Source organism: Paenibacillus sp. ICGEB2008, assembly GCF_000307675.1.
In the GTDB taxonomy this organism is placed as follows: Bacteria; Bacillota; Bacilli; order Paenibacillales; family Paenibacillaceae; genus Paenibacillus; species Paenibacillus polymyxa.
Genome location: NZ_AMQU01000016.1, coordinates 1 through 16,911 on the forward strand (window position 1 = coordinate 1; position 16,911 = coordinate 16,911).

Consider the following 16,911-nt stretch of genomic DNA (forward strand, 5'->3'; position numbering starts at 1 on the left):
GGTATCCACTTTGCGAAGCAAATGATCTTGGGCACCAGTTCTTCCAAGGAAACCAATTCAAAGGATTGTTGTTTGTCTCGATGAGATCGCAGCATACCAACACCGTCCGTTTCTATACAATAGTTGCCTATATTATATAACATTAACGCGGTGTCGTCTTAAACAAATTTAACATAAAAATAGGCTGTCGAAACTTTCTCGACAGCCTGAAGACCTTAGCAGGTCTTCTTTTTTTGCCCTTTTATGCCGCTGTTTACTGGGGAAATGGTGAACCAAGCGATATTCTGTCTTTTTTTGACGTCTGAACAATGTATAATATAGAAAATGAGAAAACGATAAGGAGGCCGTTCATAGTGCGGAAATTTCGTTGGATTTCAGCAGTTGCAGTCCTCATACTTGTAGCCACCGCGCTTCCGGTTCAAGCGGCGACTATTCCTGCTGCCACGGGAACGACGGACAAGCAGGTGGGCTCGCTAACTCCGACAGTCGTAAGCCGTTTAGAAAAAGCAGTACAAGAACTTATCGGTTCAAAAGCTGCATTTCAATTTGACGATGTAACGGATATGGGGAAAACCTGGATTGTCGAGGGTGAATTGGAAGACGGAACAGCTACGTTGCAGACAGAATATAATAAAGAGAAAAACAGAGTAGATTCTACAACTATACGATATAAAATAAGTAGTTTGGGAAAGGCGATGAACGCGCCACTCAAGGCAAAAGTATTAAACAGCGCCAAAGCGTTTGACAGCAAGCGCCCCTTACAATTTGAAGCATTCTGGCGAGTCAAATCCCCTTATCAGTCCAACAAGCCTTCAAATTACTGGGTATTCTGGGGGGCAGGAGAAAAAGCTTCCTCATTGTATGTTGATGTGGATCAAGGTAATGCTATTACCGTCAATGCGGACTATGCACTGAAGCAGGTGGATCCTGTGTTACTGAACCGTGCAATGAACACGTTTAAGCGAGTGAGTGGACAGCGAATCACAGTGCAGCATGTCTCACGGTACAAGGATGAGAAAAAGGGGCTTTCTTATTGGTCGTTCGAGGATGCAAGCGAGGCGAATGAAGTCAAAATTGGTGCGGTAACCGGTAAAGTGCTGGCTGTATCCACATCAGGGATGGACTGGAATGATGACGCAGATTTCAAAAAATCCTTTGCAAGTCCAAAATATACTGCCGCCGAAGCATTGAAGCTGGTCAAGCCTAAGGTTCAGCTGTTGTTTAATATCAATGTGTCCGGCTATAAAGTGAAAGTTCAAGGAAATCAATATACGTTCTCCAAGCAGCAAAAGGGGGCGGATTCTATTGTGGCTAAAGTAAATAAAAAAGGGACTTTTTACGAGTTTTCTCTCCATTCTTCTGATGGGAAAATGCAATGAAAATGTAGTGGTAAATAGAAAATGATCAATCAAGTTGCTTCTAGTCCTGATATCATATTGTCGGGACGTGAGGTGGCTTTTTTTGTTTTTGGCTTATGTTTGTAGTCTCTTTATGTTACATTAGTATGAAAATAAAGAGCGGGGTGGAGCAGAGGACATGAAACCGGATTTGCGTACTGTGCTGAATCGTGAAATTATTGTCGGAGACGGCGCTATGGGGACTTTTTTGTCCCAGCTAGGATTTCCAGTAAATACGTCTTACGAAGAACTGAACATTACTTCGCCTGGCGTCATATCAGACGTGCATGGTCAGTATTTAAATGCAGGAGCACGATTGCTGGAGACGAATACATTCTCTGCAAATGATTATAAATTAGCCCGCTTTGGGTTGGAATCTAAGGTAGAAGAAATCAATCGAGCTGGTGTGAGGATTGCCAGGGCTGCGGCTGGACCCGAACATTATGTAGTAGGTGCGGTCGGTTCCATATGCGGAGGCAAACGTCTCAGCATATCCAAGCTAGAGCTGTCAAGAAACTACGAACAGCAGATTGATGCTCTTCTGTCCGAAGGGGTTGACGGCATTTTATGCGAAACGTTTTATTCACTGGACGAAATGCGCATTGCGCTTCACAGTGTACGTAAATACAGTGACATTCCGGTAATTTGTCAATTTGCGGTTGACCAAGTTGGTCGTACCCAAGATGGGTTTTTAATGGCACAAGCCTTTTCAACACTGCGTAGTGAAGGAGCTGACATCCTCGGGTTTAACTGTCACTCCGGTCCACAGGGAATTATGAGTGTAATGGAGCAACTGGACGGTCCCTTGTCTGTACCACTGTCTGTATATCCGAATGCGGGATTGGCAGATTATGTGGACGGTCACTATGTATACGGTGCATCACCTGAATATTTCGGAGAATGTGCTACGTCCTTTGTAGATCTCGGTACGAGACTGATTGGTGGTTGCTGCGGAACGACACCAGACCATATTGCTGCTATTTCCAAAGCTTTAAACAATTTGAAACCGCCCCCGTTGGCTCCAAAAGAAACCTTTTCGACGGAAGTCATTCATGTGGTGGAGCAGACAGCAGATGAAGGGGGACGAGGAAATGGCAGACATACCAGCGAACCCAACATTGTGGATCTGGTTAAGGAACGGCATACGGTTATTGTAGAGCTGGACCCTCCGCGAGATCTCGACATTACCCGGTTTATGCAAGGTGCACATGCCTTGAAGAAAGCCGGAGCCGATGCACTTACACTTGCTGACAATTCGCTTGCAGTCACTCGTATGAGCAATATGGCGCTTGGGCATCTGGTTAGTATTGAAACAGGCTTGCGTCCATTAATTCATATCGCATGTCGTGACCGTAATCTGATTGGTACGCAATCCCATATGATGGGTTTTGACGCACTGGGTATTGACCATGTACTGGCGGTTACTGGAGATCCAGCGCGGTTCGGTGATTTACCAGGCGCCAGTTCGGTGTATGATATGACATCTTTTGAAATCATACGCATGATCAAGCAGTTAAATGATGGCGTCGCATTTTCCGGTAAACCACTCAAGCAGAAAGCTAATTTTGTGGTGGGAGCTGCTTTTAATCCGAATGTTAAGCATTTGGGTAAAGCCGTACAGCGGTTGGAAAAGAAAATTGCCTCCGGGGCCGATTATATTATGACCCAGCCTGTTTACGATCCTGAGCTGATTATAGCCATTGCAGAAGAGACACGGCATTTGGAAATACCGATTTTTATCGGTATTATGCCGCTGGCTAGTGGCCGCAATGCAGAATATTTGCACAATGAAGTGCCAGGCATTCAGTTATCCGATGAGGTGCGTGCACGTATGTCGGGACTAGAGGGCCCGGAAGGACGAGCAATGGGCGTGTCTATTGCCAAGGAGCTGCTTGATACGGCCATGGAACATTTTAATGGGATCTATTTCATGACTCCTTTTATGTTCTATGAAATGACAGCTGAGCTGACTTCATATGTATGGGAAAAATCAGGCCGAGCACAGGCCCCCTTGTTTCGACTATAATAATCAATTACAATAGTATAATGGATGTGATGCCGATGTCATTGAGTATGACCGGATACGGTCAAGCCATCCTTCATCATGAGGGGTATAAAGTGCGCTTGGAATTGAAATCGGTCAATCACCGCTATTGCGAAGTGATGATGAGAATTCCACGTGAATGGACTCGTTATGAAGATGGCTTGAGAAGAACGGTTCAACAGCAGATTAAACGCGGTCGTATCGATGTTTTCATCCACAGGGAACGTGATGAAGAACAGATACCCGCCGCACGGTTGAATGACACTGTCGTGCAGGCTTACCTGCGTGCAGCGGAGCAGCTGGCGGATCGTTATGGCGTGAAAGGAACGTTAGGTATAAGTGATATCCTTGCTTTGCCGGATGTTCTGGGTGAGCCTGGAGAGGCTTGCAATGGAGACGAAGAGGACTGGGAAGAGCAGCTACAGCGAGCTTTGAACGAGGCTATGCAAGGTTTGCTGGAGATGAGAAGACGAGAAGGCGGGCATTTGGCGCAGGATGTGGAATCCCGTATTTTACGTCTGGAATCCCTTCATCAGGAAATGACGGTGTTGGCTCCTCATGTTGTGAGCGACTACCGTAACAGGCTGAAGCATAGGCTTAAAGAGCTTCAGGACGGTTCATTTACGCTTGATGAACATAAGTACGGAATGGAGATTGCGTTATTCGCGGATCGCAGCAATATTGATGAGGAGCTTACCCGGCTTCAAAGTCATTTTGGACAGTGCAAAAGGTTGCTGCTGTCGGACGAGCCGGCCGGTCGCAAATTAGATTTTTTAATCCAGGAAATGAACAGGGAAGTCAACACGATCGGCTCTAAGGCTAATCATCTCACATTAGTTAATTTGGTCGTTGAGATGAAAGCAGAGCTCGAAAAAATTCGTGAGCAGGCTGCAAATATTGAGTAGCTACCTGGTAGCGGCACGGCTGCAATAGTCACATGTATAGGGGGAAAGACCTGAATATGGCAATCAAATTGATCAATATTGGCTTTGGCAATATCGTGTCGGCCAACCGAATAATCTCCATCGTCAGTCCGGAGTCTGCTCCGATCAAGCGGATTATACAGGAAGCCAGGGACCGTCATATGTTAATTGATGCTACCTATGGCCGCCGGACACGGGCTGTTATTATTACAGACAGTGATCATGTAATCCTGTCTGCGGTGCAGCCGGAGACGGTCGCTCATCGCCTATCCACTAAAGATGATGACAATGACGAATAAAAATGGAGTGTACTATGGCTAAGGGATTATTATTTGTAATATCCGGACCTTCGGGGGTCGGTAAAGGAACGGTAGGCAATGCATTGCGCGAAAAGCTACCTGAGATAACGTATTCTGTTTCTGCTACAACTCGAACACCTCGTTCGGGCGAGCAAGATGGAGTGACCTATTTTTTCAAAACGCGTGAAGAATTTTTAGGGATGATTGAACGGGATGAATTGCTGGAGTACGCAGAATATGTAGGTAACTACTATGGCACTCCACGTGATTTTGTAGACCAGACGCTTGCGCAGGGTAAAGATATCTTTCTGGAAATTGAAGTTCAGGGCGCGCTAAAGGTTAAAGAAAAATTTCCAGAAGGCATATTTATATTCTTGCTTCCACCTTCGCTGGATGAGTTGAAGGATAGAATTCGGGGACGTGGCACAGAAACTCAAGCAACCATTGATCACCGTATGTCGGTAGCTGTGGACGAGATGAACCTGTTGCGTCATTATGATTATGCGGTTGTCAATGATGAGATTGATTTCGCTTGTAAACGAATAGAATCCATTATTATCGCCGAACATTGTAAGGTTCGACCTTAAGCGAGGGCTTTACATATGCCAAGCGTACCAAAAGAGAAATAATACTGTATAAGCTGAGCTTGAAGGTGTACACTGGAGTTCAGCTTATACAGCTTAAAACTACATGAAGAGGTGTCTATTCGTGCTGTATCCTTCCATTGATGAAATGATGAAAAAGGTAGATAGTAAATATTCGCTGGTTGTAGCGGCATCACGCCGTGCTAGACAGTTGCGTGAAGGCGAGAAGACGAGCTTGAAGAGTCCTAAATCTCACAAACAGGTTGGAGTAGCTCTGGAAGAGATCTATGCAGATCATCTTTTGCTTGAAAGCGGCGAAGAAGAATAAGAATTATAGACAATCATTATAACCAGGCGCAATGCCAATTCCTTTGACAACCGCAAGGTTGTTATTTTTTTCGGTCAGGGGGAGTTAACGATGTTGAAGGGGAAAGTTATTATTCTTGGTATAACCGGCGGAATTGCTGCCTATAAAGGGGCTGCGCTCTGCAGTAAGTTGACGCAAAAGGGAGCCGATGTACATGTGATTATGACGGCTTCTGCCAAGGAGTTTATTACCGAACTTACGCTGCAGTCACTCTCTCGCAATCCGGTGTACAGTGATACATTTGATGAAAGAGAGCCGTCTATCGTATCCCATATTCATCTGGCGGATGCGGCTGATCTGGTGCTAGTTGCTCCTGCAACGGCGAATATCATCGGGAAAATGGCGCATGGTCTTGCTGATGATATGTTATCGACAACGTTGCTGGCTACGACAGCGCCTATTATGGTGGCCCCTGCGATGAATGTACATATGTACACTCATCCTGCAGTCATGCAAAATATGGAGACACTGGTATCCCGTGGTGTGAAGATGATTGAGCCTGGTGAAGGATTACTGGCTTGTGGTTATGTTGGCAAAGGACGTTTGGAAGAGCCAGAAACTATTGTGCAAACGATAGAGCGCTTTTTTGATCAGCAAGCTCAGGAGCCTGAAGCCACAATCAAGTCTGAAGCACGGTGGTTTGGAGAAGAATCTACGGAGAAACAAGTAACCGAGCGACTTGTAGATAAGAATGAATTAGCGCTTTCGGGAAAAAAAGTCATTGTCACGGCTGGAGGCACGATTGAGCGAATTGATCCTGTCCGTTATATTACGAATGATTCATCTGGTAAAATGGGCTTTGCCATTGCGAAAGTGGCTCAGGAGATGGGGGCAGAGGTGCATTTGATTGCTGCCAATACCAGTGCGGAACCGCCTTCAGGTATTTCGCTTGAAAGAGTCCAGTCAGCTGAAGACATGTACCAGGCTGTGCTAAAACAATGGGAAACGAGTGACATGGTCGTTATGGCTGCTGCTGTGGCAGATTATCGACCACGTGAGGTGGCACAGACCAAGATCAAGAAAAAAGATAGTGTATTTACATTGGAGTTAGTGAAGAACGTCGATATTTTGGAATCACTCGGACGCAGCAAGAAACATCAATTTTTAATTGGCTTTGCAGCAGAAACGGGAAATTTGGAGACGTATGCAATAGATAAATTAGAACGTAAAAATTGTGATTTGCTTGCGGCAAACGATGTAACTGTGGATGGTGCTGGTTTTGGCGTCGATACAAATGCTGTTCAAATATATGACCGAAGCGGGATGGTAGAGCATATTCCTGTACAGTCAAAGGAAGAAGTTGCGCGTAAATTGCTTACTCTAGCCGCGGGACGTATGGGTGGGGTGCTGCATTAATGGAGACAGGCAATTTAGTTGCCAAGGTCATTGTCGATGTACCTGCCAAGGATACAGATCGTACCTTCGATTATCTGATCCCAGATTCCATGAGACCTTGGATTGAGCCAGGTAGTCGGGTAGCTGTGCCATTTGGCAAACGGACGGTGCAGGCTTTTGTTATCTCGGTGGTTCCAGCTGAAGAGCCGCCGAAATATAGGATGAGGGCGATTCAGGAGTTGCTGGATCTGGTACCGCCCTTATCTCCCGATTTGGTTGAACTGGGCAAATGGATGAGCGAGCGTTATGCTTGTAATCAAATTATGGCACTGCAAGTGATGATTCCTACCGCGCTTAAGGGCAAGGCGGAACGTTATATCTCCATTGCCGAACAGCAAGAGTCTACGAATCCACAGCGATCTATGCTGTCTAATCAGGGGGATGAGATCGAATGGGCCCTTCTGACTGACGACGGTATGAGCGACCCGGCGGAGCGTCAGATTGTCAGCTTCATTCAGAATAAGGAGCAAGTCCCGTTGCAGCAACTTAGTAGACGTTTCCCCGAGGAGGCGGAGGTTATTAAATCGCTGTTACGCCGCGGAGTGCTTCAGGAAAGCCAGGTTATTAAAGACAAGCTTGGCAAAAAGACGATGAAAGCTGTTGATCTGGCTATCAGCATAGATGAAGCATCCATGGCACTGGAGCAATTTTCTGCCAAGGCGCAGCGTCAGCGGGAGGTACTTGCTTTTTTGCTGGAACGTAGCGAGTTTCTGCCTCTGCCGCTGAAGGAAGTTATGACCTCGTTAGGTGTATCAGCTGCGACGGTTAAGGCACTGGAAGATAAGGGCTATGTGTTACAGGAAGATGTTGAAGTGTTCCGCGATCCCTACCGGGGCAGAAACTTCAAGCCTACAGACCCACTCCCTCTTACGGCAGAGCAGCAGTCGGTGTATGAACGGATTGTTCGTCAGCTGGACATGCGTGAGCAAGGAGCTTATTTGCTGCATGGAGTCACAGGAAGCGGTAAGACGGAAATCTATCTACAGACCATTCAGCGCTGTATCGAGCAGAATCGCCAGGCGATTGTGCTCGTACCCGAAATATCATTAACTCCGCAAATGGTCGAACGTTTCAAAGGACGTTTTGGCGACCAGGTCGCAGTGATGCACAGTAGATTGTCCGGGGGAGAACGGTACGATGAGTGGCGCAAAATACGCGAAGGCCGTGTAAAAGTAGCGATTGGCGCTCGTTCAGCGGTATTTGCCCCTTTTCGTGAGCTAGGGCTCATTATTATGGATGAAGAGCACGAAACGTCCTATAAGCAGGAAGAGACGCCCAAATACCATGCGCGTGATGTAGCCATTCGCAGAGCACACCAGCACGGGGCTGTCGTTATACTCGGTTCAGCTACACCATCACTGGAAAGCTATTATGCTGCTCGCTCCCAAAGCAACGACGAGTTTGCGCCGCTACTGCTTGAAATGCCGACCCGCGCATTGGGGAACACGTTACCCGAAGTCCATATCATGGACATGCGTGAGGAGCTACGGGCCGGCAACCGCTCCATGTTCAGCCGCGCGTTGCATAAAGGAATCGCAGAGCGATTAGAGCGTAAGGAGCAGACGGTATTACTGTTGAACCGGCGTGGTCACTCCACGTTCGTCATGTGCCGGAGCTGCGGCTATGTGGCGGGATGTCCGGATTGTGATATTTCGCTTACCTATCATCAGCGGTCGAACAATTTACGTTGTCATTATTGCGGATATTCCGAGCCTGTACCTCAGACTTGCCCGGAATGCGGTAGTGAGCATATTCGTTACTTCGGTACAGGTACTCAGCGAGTGGAAGAAGAGTTGGCTAAGCTATTCCCTGGTATACGTGTTGTCCGAATGGATGTCGATACCACAACTGAAAAAAAACGCTCATGAAAAGCTTCTCAAGCAATTTCGTGATAAAAAAGCAGACGTACTGCTGGGTACTCAAATGGTAGCCAAAGGGCTGGACTTTCCCGATGTAACGCTGGTAGGTGTCATTACTGCGGATTCCGCTCTTAATTTACCTGATTTTCGGGCTGCGGAAAAGACATTTCAGCTGTTAACACAAGTAGCCGGGCGTGCTGGAAGGCATCAATTGCCGGGGGAAGTATTCGTACAATCCTACACTCCAGATCATTATTCGGTGGTTCATGCAAGCCGTCATGATTATTCATCTTTTGTGAGGGAAGAGTTGAAACACCGCCGTAATTTGCACTACCCGCCATATTGCCGACTTATTTTGGTGACCTTTTCTCATGAACAGCTTCCAGTGCTAGTCCGATTGGCTGAAAATTATTCAGCGACACTACAGGGACGAGCCAGACAACGGGGCTGGTTCGGGAATATGGACCGGCTTACATCGGATGTATTGGACATTTTGGGGCCAGTAGCTTCACCCATTTCGAGAATCAAGAATAGATACCGATTTCAATGTATGATAAAATGGCGTGGAAATATCGACGCGATTGGTTTGGCTCAGCAAGTGGCTGATGAAATGGCCGAATCTGCACAGGCACAAAAGTTGCTGATTAGTCTGGATGTTGATCCGCAGATGCTAATGTAGAGTGTTAACACTAAAGTTATTCGCACAATTGATGCGGACAAGCCGTCCGTACATAGGATAATGTAGCAGTCGCTTTTGTGATGAATACAGTAAAGCCTAAATGAAGGAAAAAGAGGAAGGTGTTCTGTTGTCATGTCAATTAGAATTATAGTGTTGGAGCCGGATGACGTATTGCACAAAGTAGCGAAGGAAGTTACTAAAGTTACGCCTAATGTGCAAAAGCTGCTGGACGATATGGCAGATACGATGTATGAAGCGGAAGGAGTAGGTCTAGCTGCTCCACAAGTAGGTATTTTGAAGCGGCTCATCGTCGTAGATGCTGGAGATGAGCATGGCTTGATAAAAATGATCAATCCAGAAATTGTGGCCGAAGAAGGAGAGCAACTGGGACCTGAAGGCTGCCTAAGTATTCCAGGGTTGAACGGGGATGTACGTCGTGCCGAGAAGGTTACAGTCAAGGGACTGGATCGCGAGGGCAAGGCTATTACCGTTACAGCGACAGGGTTGCTTTCTCGTGCTTTTCAGCATGAAATTGATCATCTAAATGGAGTATTGTTCACGGATATTGCAGAAAAAGTATATGAGGTTGCTCTGGAACAGCCAGGACCGAACCGTCAGACAGGGGAGTGAGGTTCGATGAGCCAAGACATTCGTATTATCTTTATGGGTACACCTGAATTTGCAGTCCCATCGCTGAACATGTTGCTGGACAACGGATATAACGTGGTCGGTGTAATTACTCAGCCAGATAAACCACAGGGACGAAAAAAAAATATTGACGCCAACACCAGTCAAGGAAGCGGCTGAAAAGCGCGGATTACCTGTGCTGCAACCGACCCGCCTACGGCAGCCGGAAGCAGTGGCTCAGGTGGCAGAGTTGCGTCCCGACCTGATCGTCACCGCAGCTTACGGTCAAATTTTGCCTAAGTCCGTATTAGACTTGCCTCGTTTCGGCTGTCTGAATGTGCATGGTTCGTTACTTCCCCGATATCGGGGAGGTGCACCGATCCAGCGTGCGATTATTAACGGTGAAACTGTGACAGGTGTGACGCTAATGTATATGGCGGAAGGGCTGGACACCGGCGATATGATATCGCGGGTTGAGGTGGCTATAGAGCCGGAGGATACATCGGGCACAATTTTTGAAAAGCTAAGTGTAGCCGGAGCTAGACTTTTGCAGGACGAGCTGCCCAAGTTGCTGGCAGGGCAATCAGACCGCACGCCGCAAAATGAGGACGAGGCGACCTATGCCCCGAACCTGAACCGTGATGATGAGCGCATTACATGGAGTGATAATGCACAGCAAATATACAACCGGATTCGCGGTCTGGTTCCTTTTTCTGGCGCGTTTACACTTTGGGAGAACAATGTTTTTAAAATATGGGCTGCGGAGCAGCCTTCCATAAATAATGAAGCGAGTGGCTCAAATGCTCCAGCACCCGGCACGGTTCTTCAATTAACCGCCCGTGGCATTGAGGTGCAGACAGGCGAAGGCACTCTCTGGCTGACCCAGGTTCAACCGGCAGGTAAGAAGGTTATGGAAGCCGGAACCTTTGCACGCGGCGGACAGATGAAGCCCGGCACGGTGCTCGGATGAGCGGGGGACACTCCCGTCAGGGAGACCAACGCAAGGGAGTGGGGACCAGATCCGACAAAACTCGCAAACAGACGGCGCGGGAAGTTGCACTTGACGTGCTGACCGGTGTGGAGCAAGAGGGCGCGTATAGCAATCTTGAGCTCAATCGCCGACTTCAGCAGGCAGGTTTATCTGCAAGTGATGTTGGTTTGACGACGGAACTTGTATACGGTACAGTGGCACGCCGAAATACACTGGATTATTTTTTGAATAAATTTGTTCAAAAAGGAACGGCCAAGCTTCAGCCTTGGGTACGTTCGTTGCTGCGGATGAGCGTATATCAGCTGGTGTATCTGGATCGAGTTCCGGATCATGCAGTTGTTAGTGAAGCAGTGACCATTGCCAAGCGGCGCGGGCATCAGGGGATTTCCGGTATGGTCAATGGTGTGCTTCGCAGCATGCTGCGTGAGTCGGACAAGCTGCGTATTCCTGACGGTTTGTCAGCAGAGGAACGGATTTCGTTAGAACATTCCCATCCACAGTGGCTAGTTAAGCGCTGGATCAAGCAATACGGTACCGATACAGCTGAGGCTATCTGCAAGGCTAATAACGAGCCCCCTGCAGTCAGCGTGCGAGTGAATACGACGATGACCAGTCGTGATCAGCTGCTGGACGAGATGATTGCAAAAGGGATTGATGCCGTTCCTTCGGCCGTTAGCCCCTATGGGATTGTTGTTCGTAGCGGCGGAAATATGGCGCTTACCTCGTGGTATACGGACGGATTGTTGTCTGTACAGGATGAAAGCTCCATGCTTGTTGCTGAAGCGGTCGCTCCTGAGCCTGGCATGGCGGTGCTGGATTGCTGCGCAGCTCCAGGCGGCAAAACAGCTCATATGGCTGAGTTGATGAAGGATCGCGGCCGGATCGTTGCAAACGATCTGCATGCCCATAAGCATCAGCTAATCCGTGAGCAAGCGAATCGGCTTGGTCTAGACGCTGTTGAGACGGTTACCGGTGATGCGTTGGATCTAAAGGAACGATATGCTCCGGCTTCTTTTGACCGTATTTTGCTAGATGCGCCATGCTCCGGTTTTGGAGTGATTCGCCGTAAACCAGATCTGCGTTGGAGCAAAACTGCGCAGGATGTTCGCGACATTACTCAACTGCAGCACGAGTTGCTGGATAGTGTGGCCGGACTGTTAAAGCCGGGTGGTATTCTGGTATACAGTACTTGCACGATTGAGCCTGACGAAAATGAAGGACAATTGGCTCGGTTTTTAAGCGAACATCCAGAGTATGAGTTGGCAAAGGATCATTCTTTTCCAGCCGTGAGTCATGAAATGGATGGTATACAGAAAGGTTCGGTACAGCTGTTACCGCAGCATTTTCACAGTGACGGATTTTATATTGCGCGTCTGCGCCGGGTAAAGTAGCTCGGAAGAGAATTCCAGGTAGCTGCCCACCAGTATTTCCACAATCCGCCGGACACTTCCGGCGGTTTTTTGCATGAAGATGAAAAATTTTTACCCCCTCAGGGATTTGTGCTAAAATAGGAAGAATGAAAAACACTGTCTGCGATTAAACAGAACTTAATGAAGAAGGAACGGGTGCAAATATTGATGAAACCTTTTATATATGATTTAACACTGGAAGAGCTTCAGGACTGGGCCAAAAACAACGGTGAGCCTGCCTTTCGGGGAGGACAAATTTTTGACTGGCTGTATGTAAAGCGGGTCAATAATTTCAGTGAGATGACGAATTTGTCCAAGGGGCTGAGAGAAAAGCTGGAGGAGCAATTCAGTTTTGTGACGCTTCACGAAATTACAAAGTTGGAATCGAAAGATGGGACTGTTAAATTTCTGTTTGGTTTACACGATGACCATGCTATTGAGACGGTTATCATGAGACATAATTACGGAAACAGTATTTGTGTAACGACTCAAGTGGGTTGCCGGATTGGCTGTACCTTTTGTGCCTCGACGCTTGGGGGTCTCAAAAGAAACCTGACGGCTGGCGAAATTACGGCACAGGTGGTGCAGGCTCAGAAAATTCTGGATAAAACGAATGAACGAGTGAGCAGTATTGTGATTATGGGCTCGGGTGAGCCTTTTGAGAACTATGAAGCGACAATGACGTTTTTGCGTACAATGATTCATGAAAAGGGCCTGAATATTGGTCAACGTCATATTACTGTGTCAACCAGTGGCATTGTGCCCAATATTTATAAATTTGCTGACGAGGATACACAGATTAATCTGGCAATATCCATCCATGCGCCCAATGATGCGTTGCGTTCGAAGCTGATGCCTGTAAATCGCCGTTATCCTTTTAAGGATGTTATGGATTCTCTTCGTTATTATCTTGCTAAGACGGGGCGGAGAATTTCGTTCGAATATGCCTTGATCGGTGGAGTAAACGACCAGGCAGAACATGCTGAAGAGCTTGCGGATGTGTTGAAGGACATGCTGTGTCACGTCAATTTGATTCCAGTCAACCATGTGCCTGAGCGCAAGTATGTGCGTACATCGCGCAGCGATATTTTTAATTTTCAACGTATTCTTGCCGAAAAAGGCGTCAATGTGACGATCCGGCGTGAACAGGGTCACGATATTGCCGCTGCCTGCGGTCAGTTGCGTGCAAAGCATATGGAGTTGGGGTGAAACCATTTGATCAAAACAGTTCATGTCAGCCATGTCGGACGTGTGCGTTCGGTAAATGAGGATTCTGCCTGGATCAGGCACTTGGAGCAAGGCTATATTCTTGGAATTGTTGCCGATGGTATGGGAGGACATCTGGCCGGTGATACGGCCAGCCGCCTTGCGGTAGAGACACTTGCCGCTGATTTGGCGACGCTAGAGAGCGGATTATCCGCACATTCTTTGACGGCGGCGCTCAGCGACGCTATTTTGCATGCCAATGAAGTCATCTTCCAAACGGCTGCGCGCGATGATCAGTATCATAATATGGGAACGACGGTTGTTGCCGTGTTGCTCAATGATGCATCTGGAATTATCGGACATATTGGTGACAGTCGCGCCTATGTCGTATCCAAAGGAACGGTACGTCAGCTTACAGAAGACCATACTTTGGTTAATGAGTTGTTCAAAAACGGTCAGATCAGTAAGGAAGAGCGGGAGAACCATCCCCGTCGCAATGTGCTGACACGGGCATTGGGCACTGATTCCGAGGTGAAGGTGGACATTGACACCATTACGCTGGAAAAAGGCGATGTACTATTATTATGCAGTGACGGATTAAGCAATTTGGTAACAGAAGAACAGATCAGTAAGGTAGTAGGTGCCGCAGAAAATCCTTTGGAGGAACGTGCGGATCGTCTGCTACATCTGGCGCTGCTTGCCGGTGGAGACGATAACATTACTGTAGCTTTGTTTGAATTGCCCGACAACACGGTTTCATTGAGTGAAAAGGGGTGTGAAGCATGATCGGGCACCTGCTTGGGGGAAGGTACGAAATTATTGAGCGCATCGGTGGCGGCGGTATGGCGCTGGTGTATAAGGCTCAAGACATTTTGCTGAATCGCAATGTCGCGGTAAAAGTGTTGCGTCAGCAATTTGTTCATGATGAGGAATTTATTCGCCGGTTTCGGCGTGAGGCACAGTCAGCGGCCTCGCTTTCTCATTCGAACGTGGTCAGTATTTATGATGTCGGCCAAGAGGATGAAATCCATTATATTGTAATGGAGTGCGTTGAAGGCAAAAATTTGAATGAGATTATTAAAGAACGTGCGCCATTACAAGTGGATGAAGCAGTGCGGATTGCTTCCCAGATTTGTGATGCGCTGGAACATGCCCACCAAAATCAGATTATTCACCGGGACATTAAGCCTCATAATATCTTAATTGGACGTAATGGACGGGTTAAGGTAACCGATTTTGGGATTGCTCGAGCTGTTACGTCAACGACAATTACTCAGACAGGTTCTGTTGTGGGTTCTGTTCATTATTTTTCACCTGAGCATGCAAAGGGTGTCATTACCGGCGAAAAATCGGACTTATATTCTCTAGGTATTGTCTTATATCAAATGCTAACGGCACAGCTTCCTTTTCTGGGAGAAAGCCCAATTAGTGTGGCACTCAAGCATTTGCAAGAGGAATTTGAGGAACCGCGTAAAATTAATCCGTTGATTCCGCAAAGTGTAGAAAATGTCATTCTAAAATCGATGCGTAAAAATCCGGAGGAACGTTACCAATCAGCAGACGAAATGCTAAGGGATTTGGAGACTTGTCTGCTACCGGGGCGGCGCAATGAATCCAAGCTGGAGTTTACACATTTGGATGATGAGGACCAAACGCGGGTTATCCCAGCTATTAAGCCTCAACAACTAGGTGTGTCTTCCAGTGGTGACGATGTGCCTGTCCAACCTCGGGAGTCTGAACAGCTCCCGAGCAAGCAATCGTCCAAGAAAAATAGAAAAAAAACGATCTTCTGGGTAACACTAGTGTTGGTGCTACTTTTGTGCATGGGCGGCGTGGTGTACTATGTGCAAAGTGTGCTTGTCGTGCCTGAGGTGAAAGTACCAAGTGTACTGACACAAACAGAAGACCAAGCGAAGGTCACTCTAAGTAAAGCAGGACTAGTCATTGACGATCCAATCCAGCATGAATATAAAGAGGGGATTGCACCGGGAGTCGTTTTTTATCAAAGCTACCCTGAAGGATCTTTAGTCAAGGAAGGAACGGAGATTAGTCTGAAAGTCGGGATTGCCAAGCCGCTCACCCCGATGCCAGATGTCAAAGGGCAAAGCTACGAGAATGCTGTCAAGCTACTGACCGCCCAGCAGATTAAGGAAACGCAGATTCAGCAAAATGAGCAGTTCAGTGATCAGGCTGAAGGAACCGTCATTAGTCAGACACCTGCTGCAAATGAGCCATTTGATAAGGATTCGGTTCAGGTAGTGCTCACCGTCAGCAAAGGCGCTGCCACTGTTAAAATGCCGAATCTTGTAGGGATGACGCAGAGCCAGGCGGAAAATGAGGTCAAAAAGGCGGGGCTGAAGGTTGGCTCAATTAAAGAGGAATTTAGCTATGAGCAGGATAAAGGAAAAGTAACCAAACAATGGCCTTCAGAGGCGGGCAGTGATCTGCCCCCAAATACGGAAATTACGTTTTATGTAAGTACGGGTTACCCGCCAGAAGCGATTACGTTACCGTTTAATGTACCTGTGGCGCCGAAGGAAGAGGGCAAAAACAGTAAAATTCGTATCACTTATACAGATGCACGTGGAGAAAATCAGGAGTGGGGCAGCCGTACGATTAATACGACACAGGTGTTTACGATCAACCTGCTGATGGCCCCTAACAAAGACAGTGTCGTCTCCGTATTTAGAGATGGTGCTTTTGTTGACACGTATCCTGTTTCTTATATTGATGCAAAAAATGGAACGGTGACGATGCCTCAAATTGCTCCACCTGCAGGAACATCACCGACTGATACATCTGGTGGTACTTCCTCACCGAATGGAAGTGGAAACGGTGAGGAAGGAAACAGCGGGGAATCTTCTAACGATAGTGGTAATGGTGGAGGCGACTCTAACAACCAGGAGGGGACAGAAGGCGATGGTGATCCTTCTGCTTTTGCCCCAGGAACCGATTCCTCAGGAGTTACGCGCAGTGAGTTGGCGGTTAGCAAAAAAAACAACCCCGGTCACGGTTCCCACAAAAAGAAGGACAAAGTGATCGAGGCTGTGCAGCATCAGTAAACTTACTAGAGAAAGAAGCTTAACCTGTTCCACACTATGAAACTTGAACATTATGAAGGAGGACATCTT

Annotated in this window: 14 protein-coding genes and 1 pseudogene; all 15 read left to right on the plus strand. The window is 47.4% G+C overall.

Going from position 1 to position 16,911, the window contains the following annotated elements:
• Window positions 1–353 precede the first annotated feature (353 nt).
• Window positions 354–1,379, plus strand: a complete 1,026-nt coding sequence (locus C400_RS0114815) for a hypothetical protein (protein ID WP_017427452.1) — start codon at window positions 354–356, stop codon at window positions 1,377–1,379.
• A 157-nt stretch (window positions 1,380–1,536) separates the two neighbouring features.
• Window positions 1,537–3,423, plus strand: coding sequence for a bifunctional homocysteine S-methyltransferase/methylenetetrahydrofolate reductase (locus C400_RS0114820; RefSeq protein ID WP_017427453.1), 1,887 nt, complete (start codon window positions 1,537–1,539; stop codon window positions 3,421–3,423).
• 35 nt (window positions 3,424–3,458) lie between these two features.
• On the plus strand, window positions 3,459–4,346 hold the full coding sequence (locus tag C400_RS0114825) for a YicC/YloC family endoribonuclease (protein ID WP_017427454.1): 888 nt from the start codon (window positions 3,459–3,461) through the stop codon (window positions 4,344–4,346).
• 56 nt (window positions 4,347–4,402) lie between these two features.
• Window positions 4,403–4,663 carry an extracellular matrix/biofilm regulator RemA gene (gene remA / locus C400_RS0114830; RefSeq protein ID WP_005548256.1) on the plus strand — a complete coding sequence of 87 codons (261 nt, stop codon included), beginning with the start codon at window positions 4,403–4,405 and terminating at the stop codon, window positions 4,661–4,663.
• A gap of 14 nt (window positions 4,664–4,677) precedes the next feature.
• Window positions 4,678–5,250 carry a guanylate kinase gene (gene gmk / locus C400_RS0114835; protein ID WP_013371851.1) on the plus strand — a complete coding sequence of 191 codons (573 nt, stop codon included), beginning with the start codon at window positions 4,678–4,680 and terminating at the stop codon, window positions 5,248–5,250.
• Between the two features lie 121 nt (window positions 5,251–5,371).
• Window positions 5,372–5,575: a DNA-directed RNA polymerase subunit omega gene (rpoZ, locus tag C400_RS0114840; RefSeq protein ID WP_013371850.1), complete on the plus strand. Its 204-nt coding sequence runs from the start codon at window positions 5,372–5,374 to the stop codon at window positions 5,573–5,575.
• Window positions 5,576–5,665: 90 nt separating this feature from the next.
• Complete coding sequence (coaBC, locus tag C400_RS0114845) at window positions 5,666–6,970, plus strand: bifunctional phosphopantothenoylcysteine decarboxylase/phosphopantothenate--cysteine ligase CoaBC (RefSeq protein ID WP_017427455.1); 1,305 nt, start codon at window positions 5,666–5,668, stop codon at window positions 6,968–6,970.
• A complete protein-coding gene (gene priA / locus C400_RS0114850) occupies window positions 6,970–8,877 on the plus strand; it encodes a replication restart helicase PriA (protein ID WP_232795377.1) in 1,908 nt (635 codons plus the stop codon). The genes coaBC and priA overlap by 1 nt, the downstream gene beginning before the upstream one ends.
• Window positions 8,759–9,547, plus strand: a complete 789-nt coding sequence (locus C400_RS27905; protein WP_232795389.1) for a helicase-related protein — start codon at window positions 8,759–8,761, stop codon at window positions 9,545–9,547. Before priA ends, C400_RS27905 begins: the two co-directional genes overlap by 119 nt.
• Before the next feature lie 132 nt (window positions 9,548–9,679).
• Complete coding sequence (def, locus tag C400_RS0114855) at window positions 9,680–10,177, plus strand: peptide deformylase (protein ID WP_016822352.1); 498 nt, start codon at window positions 9,680–9,682, stop codon at window positions 10,175–10,177.
• Between the two features lie 6 nt (window positions 10,178–10,183).
• A pseudogene (gene fmt, locus C400_RS0114860) lies at window positions 10,184–11,144 on the plus strand (methionyl-tRNA formyltransferase).
• Complete coding sequence (rsmB, locus tag C400_RS0114865; protein ID WP_026065454.1) at window positions 11,141–12,556, plus strand: 16S rRNA (cytosine(967)-C(5))-methyltransferase RsmB; 1,416 nt, start codon at window positions 11,141–11,143, stop codon at window positions 12,554–12,556. Before fmt ends, rsmB begins: the two are co-directional and overlap by 4 nt.
• Window positions 12,557–12,742: 186 nt before the next feature.
• Complete coding sequence (gene rlmN, locus C400_RS0114870; protein WP_025365198.1) at window positions 12,743–13,783, plus strand: 23S rRNA (adenine(2503)-C(2))-methyltransferase RlmN; 1,041 nt, start codon at window positions 12,743–12,745, stop codon at window positions 13,781–13,783.
• A gap of 6 nt (window positions 13,784–13,789) precedes the next feature.
• A complete protein-coding gene (locus C400_RS0114875; RefSeq protein WP_017427458.1) occupies window positions 13,790–14,566 on the plus strand; it encodes a Stp1/IreP family PP2C-type Ser/Thr phosphatase in 777 nt (258 codons plus the stop codon).
• On the plus strand, window positions 14,563–16,842 hold the full coding sequence (gene pknB / locus C400_RS0114880; protein ID WP_017427459.1) for a Stk1 family PASTA domain-containing Ser/Thr kinase: 2,280 nt from the start codon (window positions 14,563–14,565) through the stop codon (window positions 16,840–16,842). The genes C400_RS0114875 and pknB overlap by 4 nt, the downstream gene beginning before the upstream one ends.
• The last annotated feature ends 69 nt before the right edge of the window (window positions 16,843–16,911 follow it).

Coding starts and splice junctions, on each gene's coding strand:
- C400_RS0114820 (WP_017427453.1), top strand. CDS start 1,537: ATGAAACCGGATTTGCGTACTGTGCTGAATCGTGAAATTATTGTCGGA.
- C400_RS0114825 (WP_017427454.1), top strand. CDS start 3,459: ATGTCATTGAGTATGACCGGATACGGTCAAGCCATCCTTCATCATGAG.
- remA (WP_005548256.1), top strand. CDS start 4,403: ATGGCAATCAAATTGATCAATATTGGCTTTGGCAATATCGTGTCGGCC.
- gmk (WP_013371851.1), top strand. CDS start 4,678: ATGGCTAAGGGATTATTATTTGTAATATCCGGACCTTCGGGGGTCGGT.
- coaBC (WP_017427455.1), top strand. CDS start 5,666: ATGTTGAAGGGGAAAGTTATTATTCTTGGTATAACCGGCGGAATTGCT.
- priA (WP_232795377.1), top strand. CDS start 6,970: ATGGAGACAGGCAATTTAGTTGCCAAGGTCATTGTCGATGTACCTGCC.
- def (WP_016822352.1), top strand. CDS start 9,680: ATGTCAATTAGAATTATAGTGTTGGAGCCGGATGACGTATTGCACAAA.
- rsmB (WP_026065454.1), top strand. CDS start 11,141: ATGAGCGGGGGACACTCCCGTCAGGGAGACCAACGCAAGGGAGTGGGG.
- rlmN (WP_025365198.1), top strand. CDS start 12,743: ATGAAACCTTTTATATATGATTTAACACTGGAAGAGCTTCAGGACTGG.
- pknB (WP_017427459.1), top strand. CDS start 14,563: ATGATCGGGCACCTGCTTGGGGGAAGGTACGAAATTATTGAGCGCATC.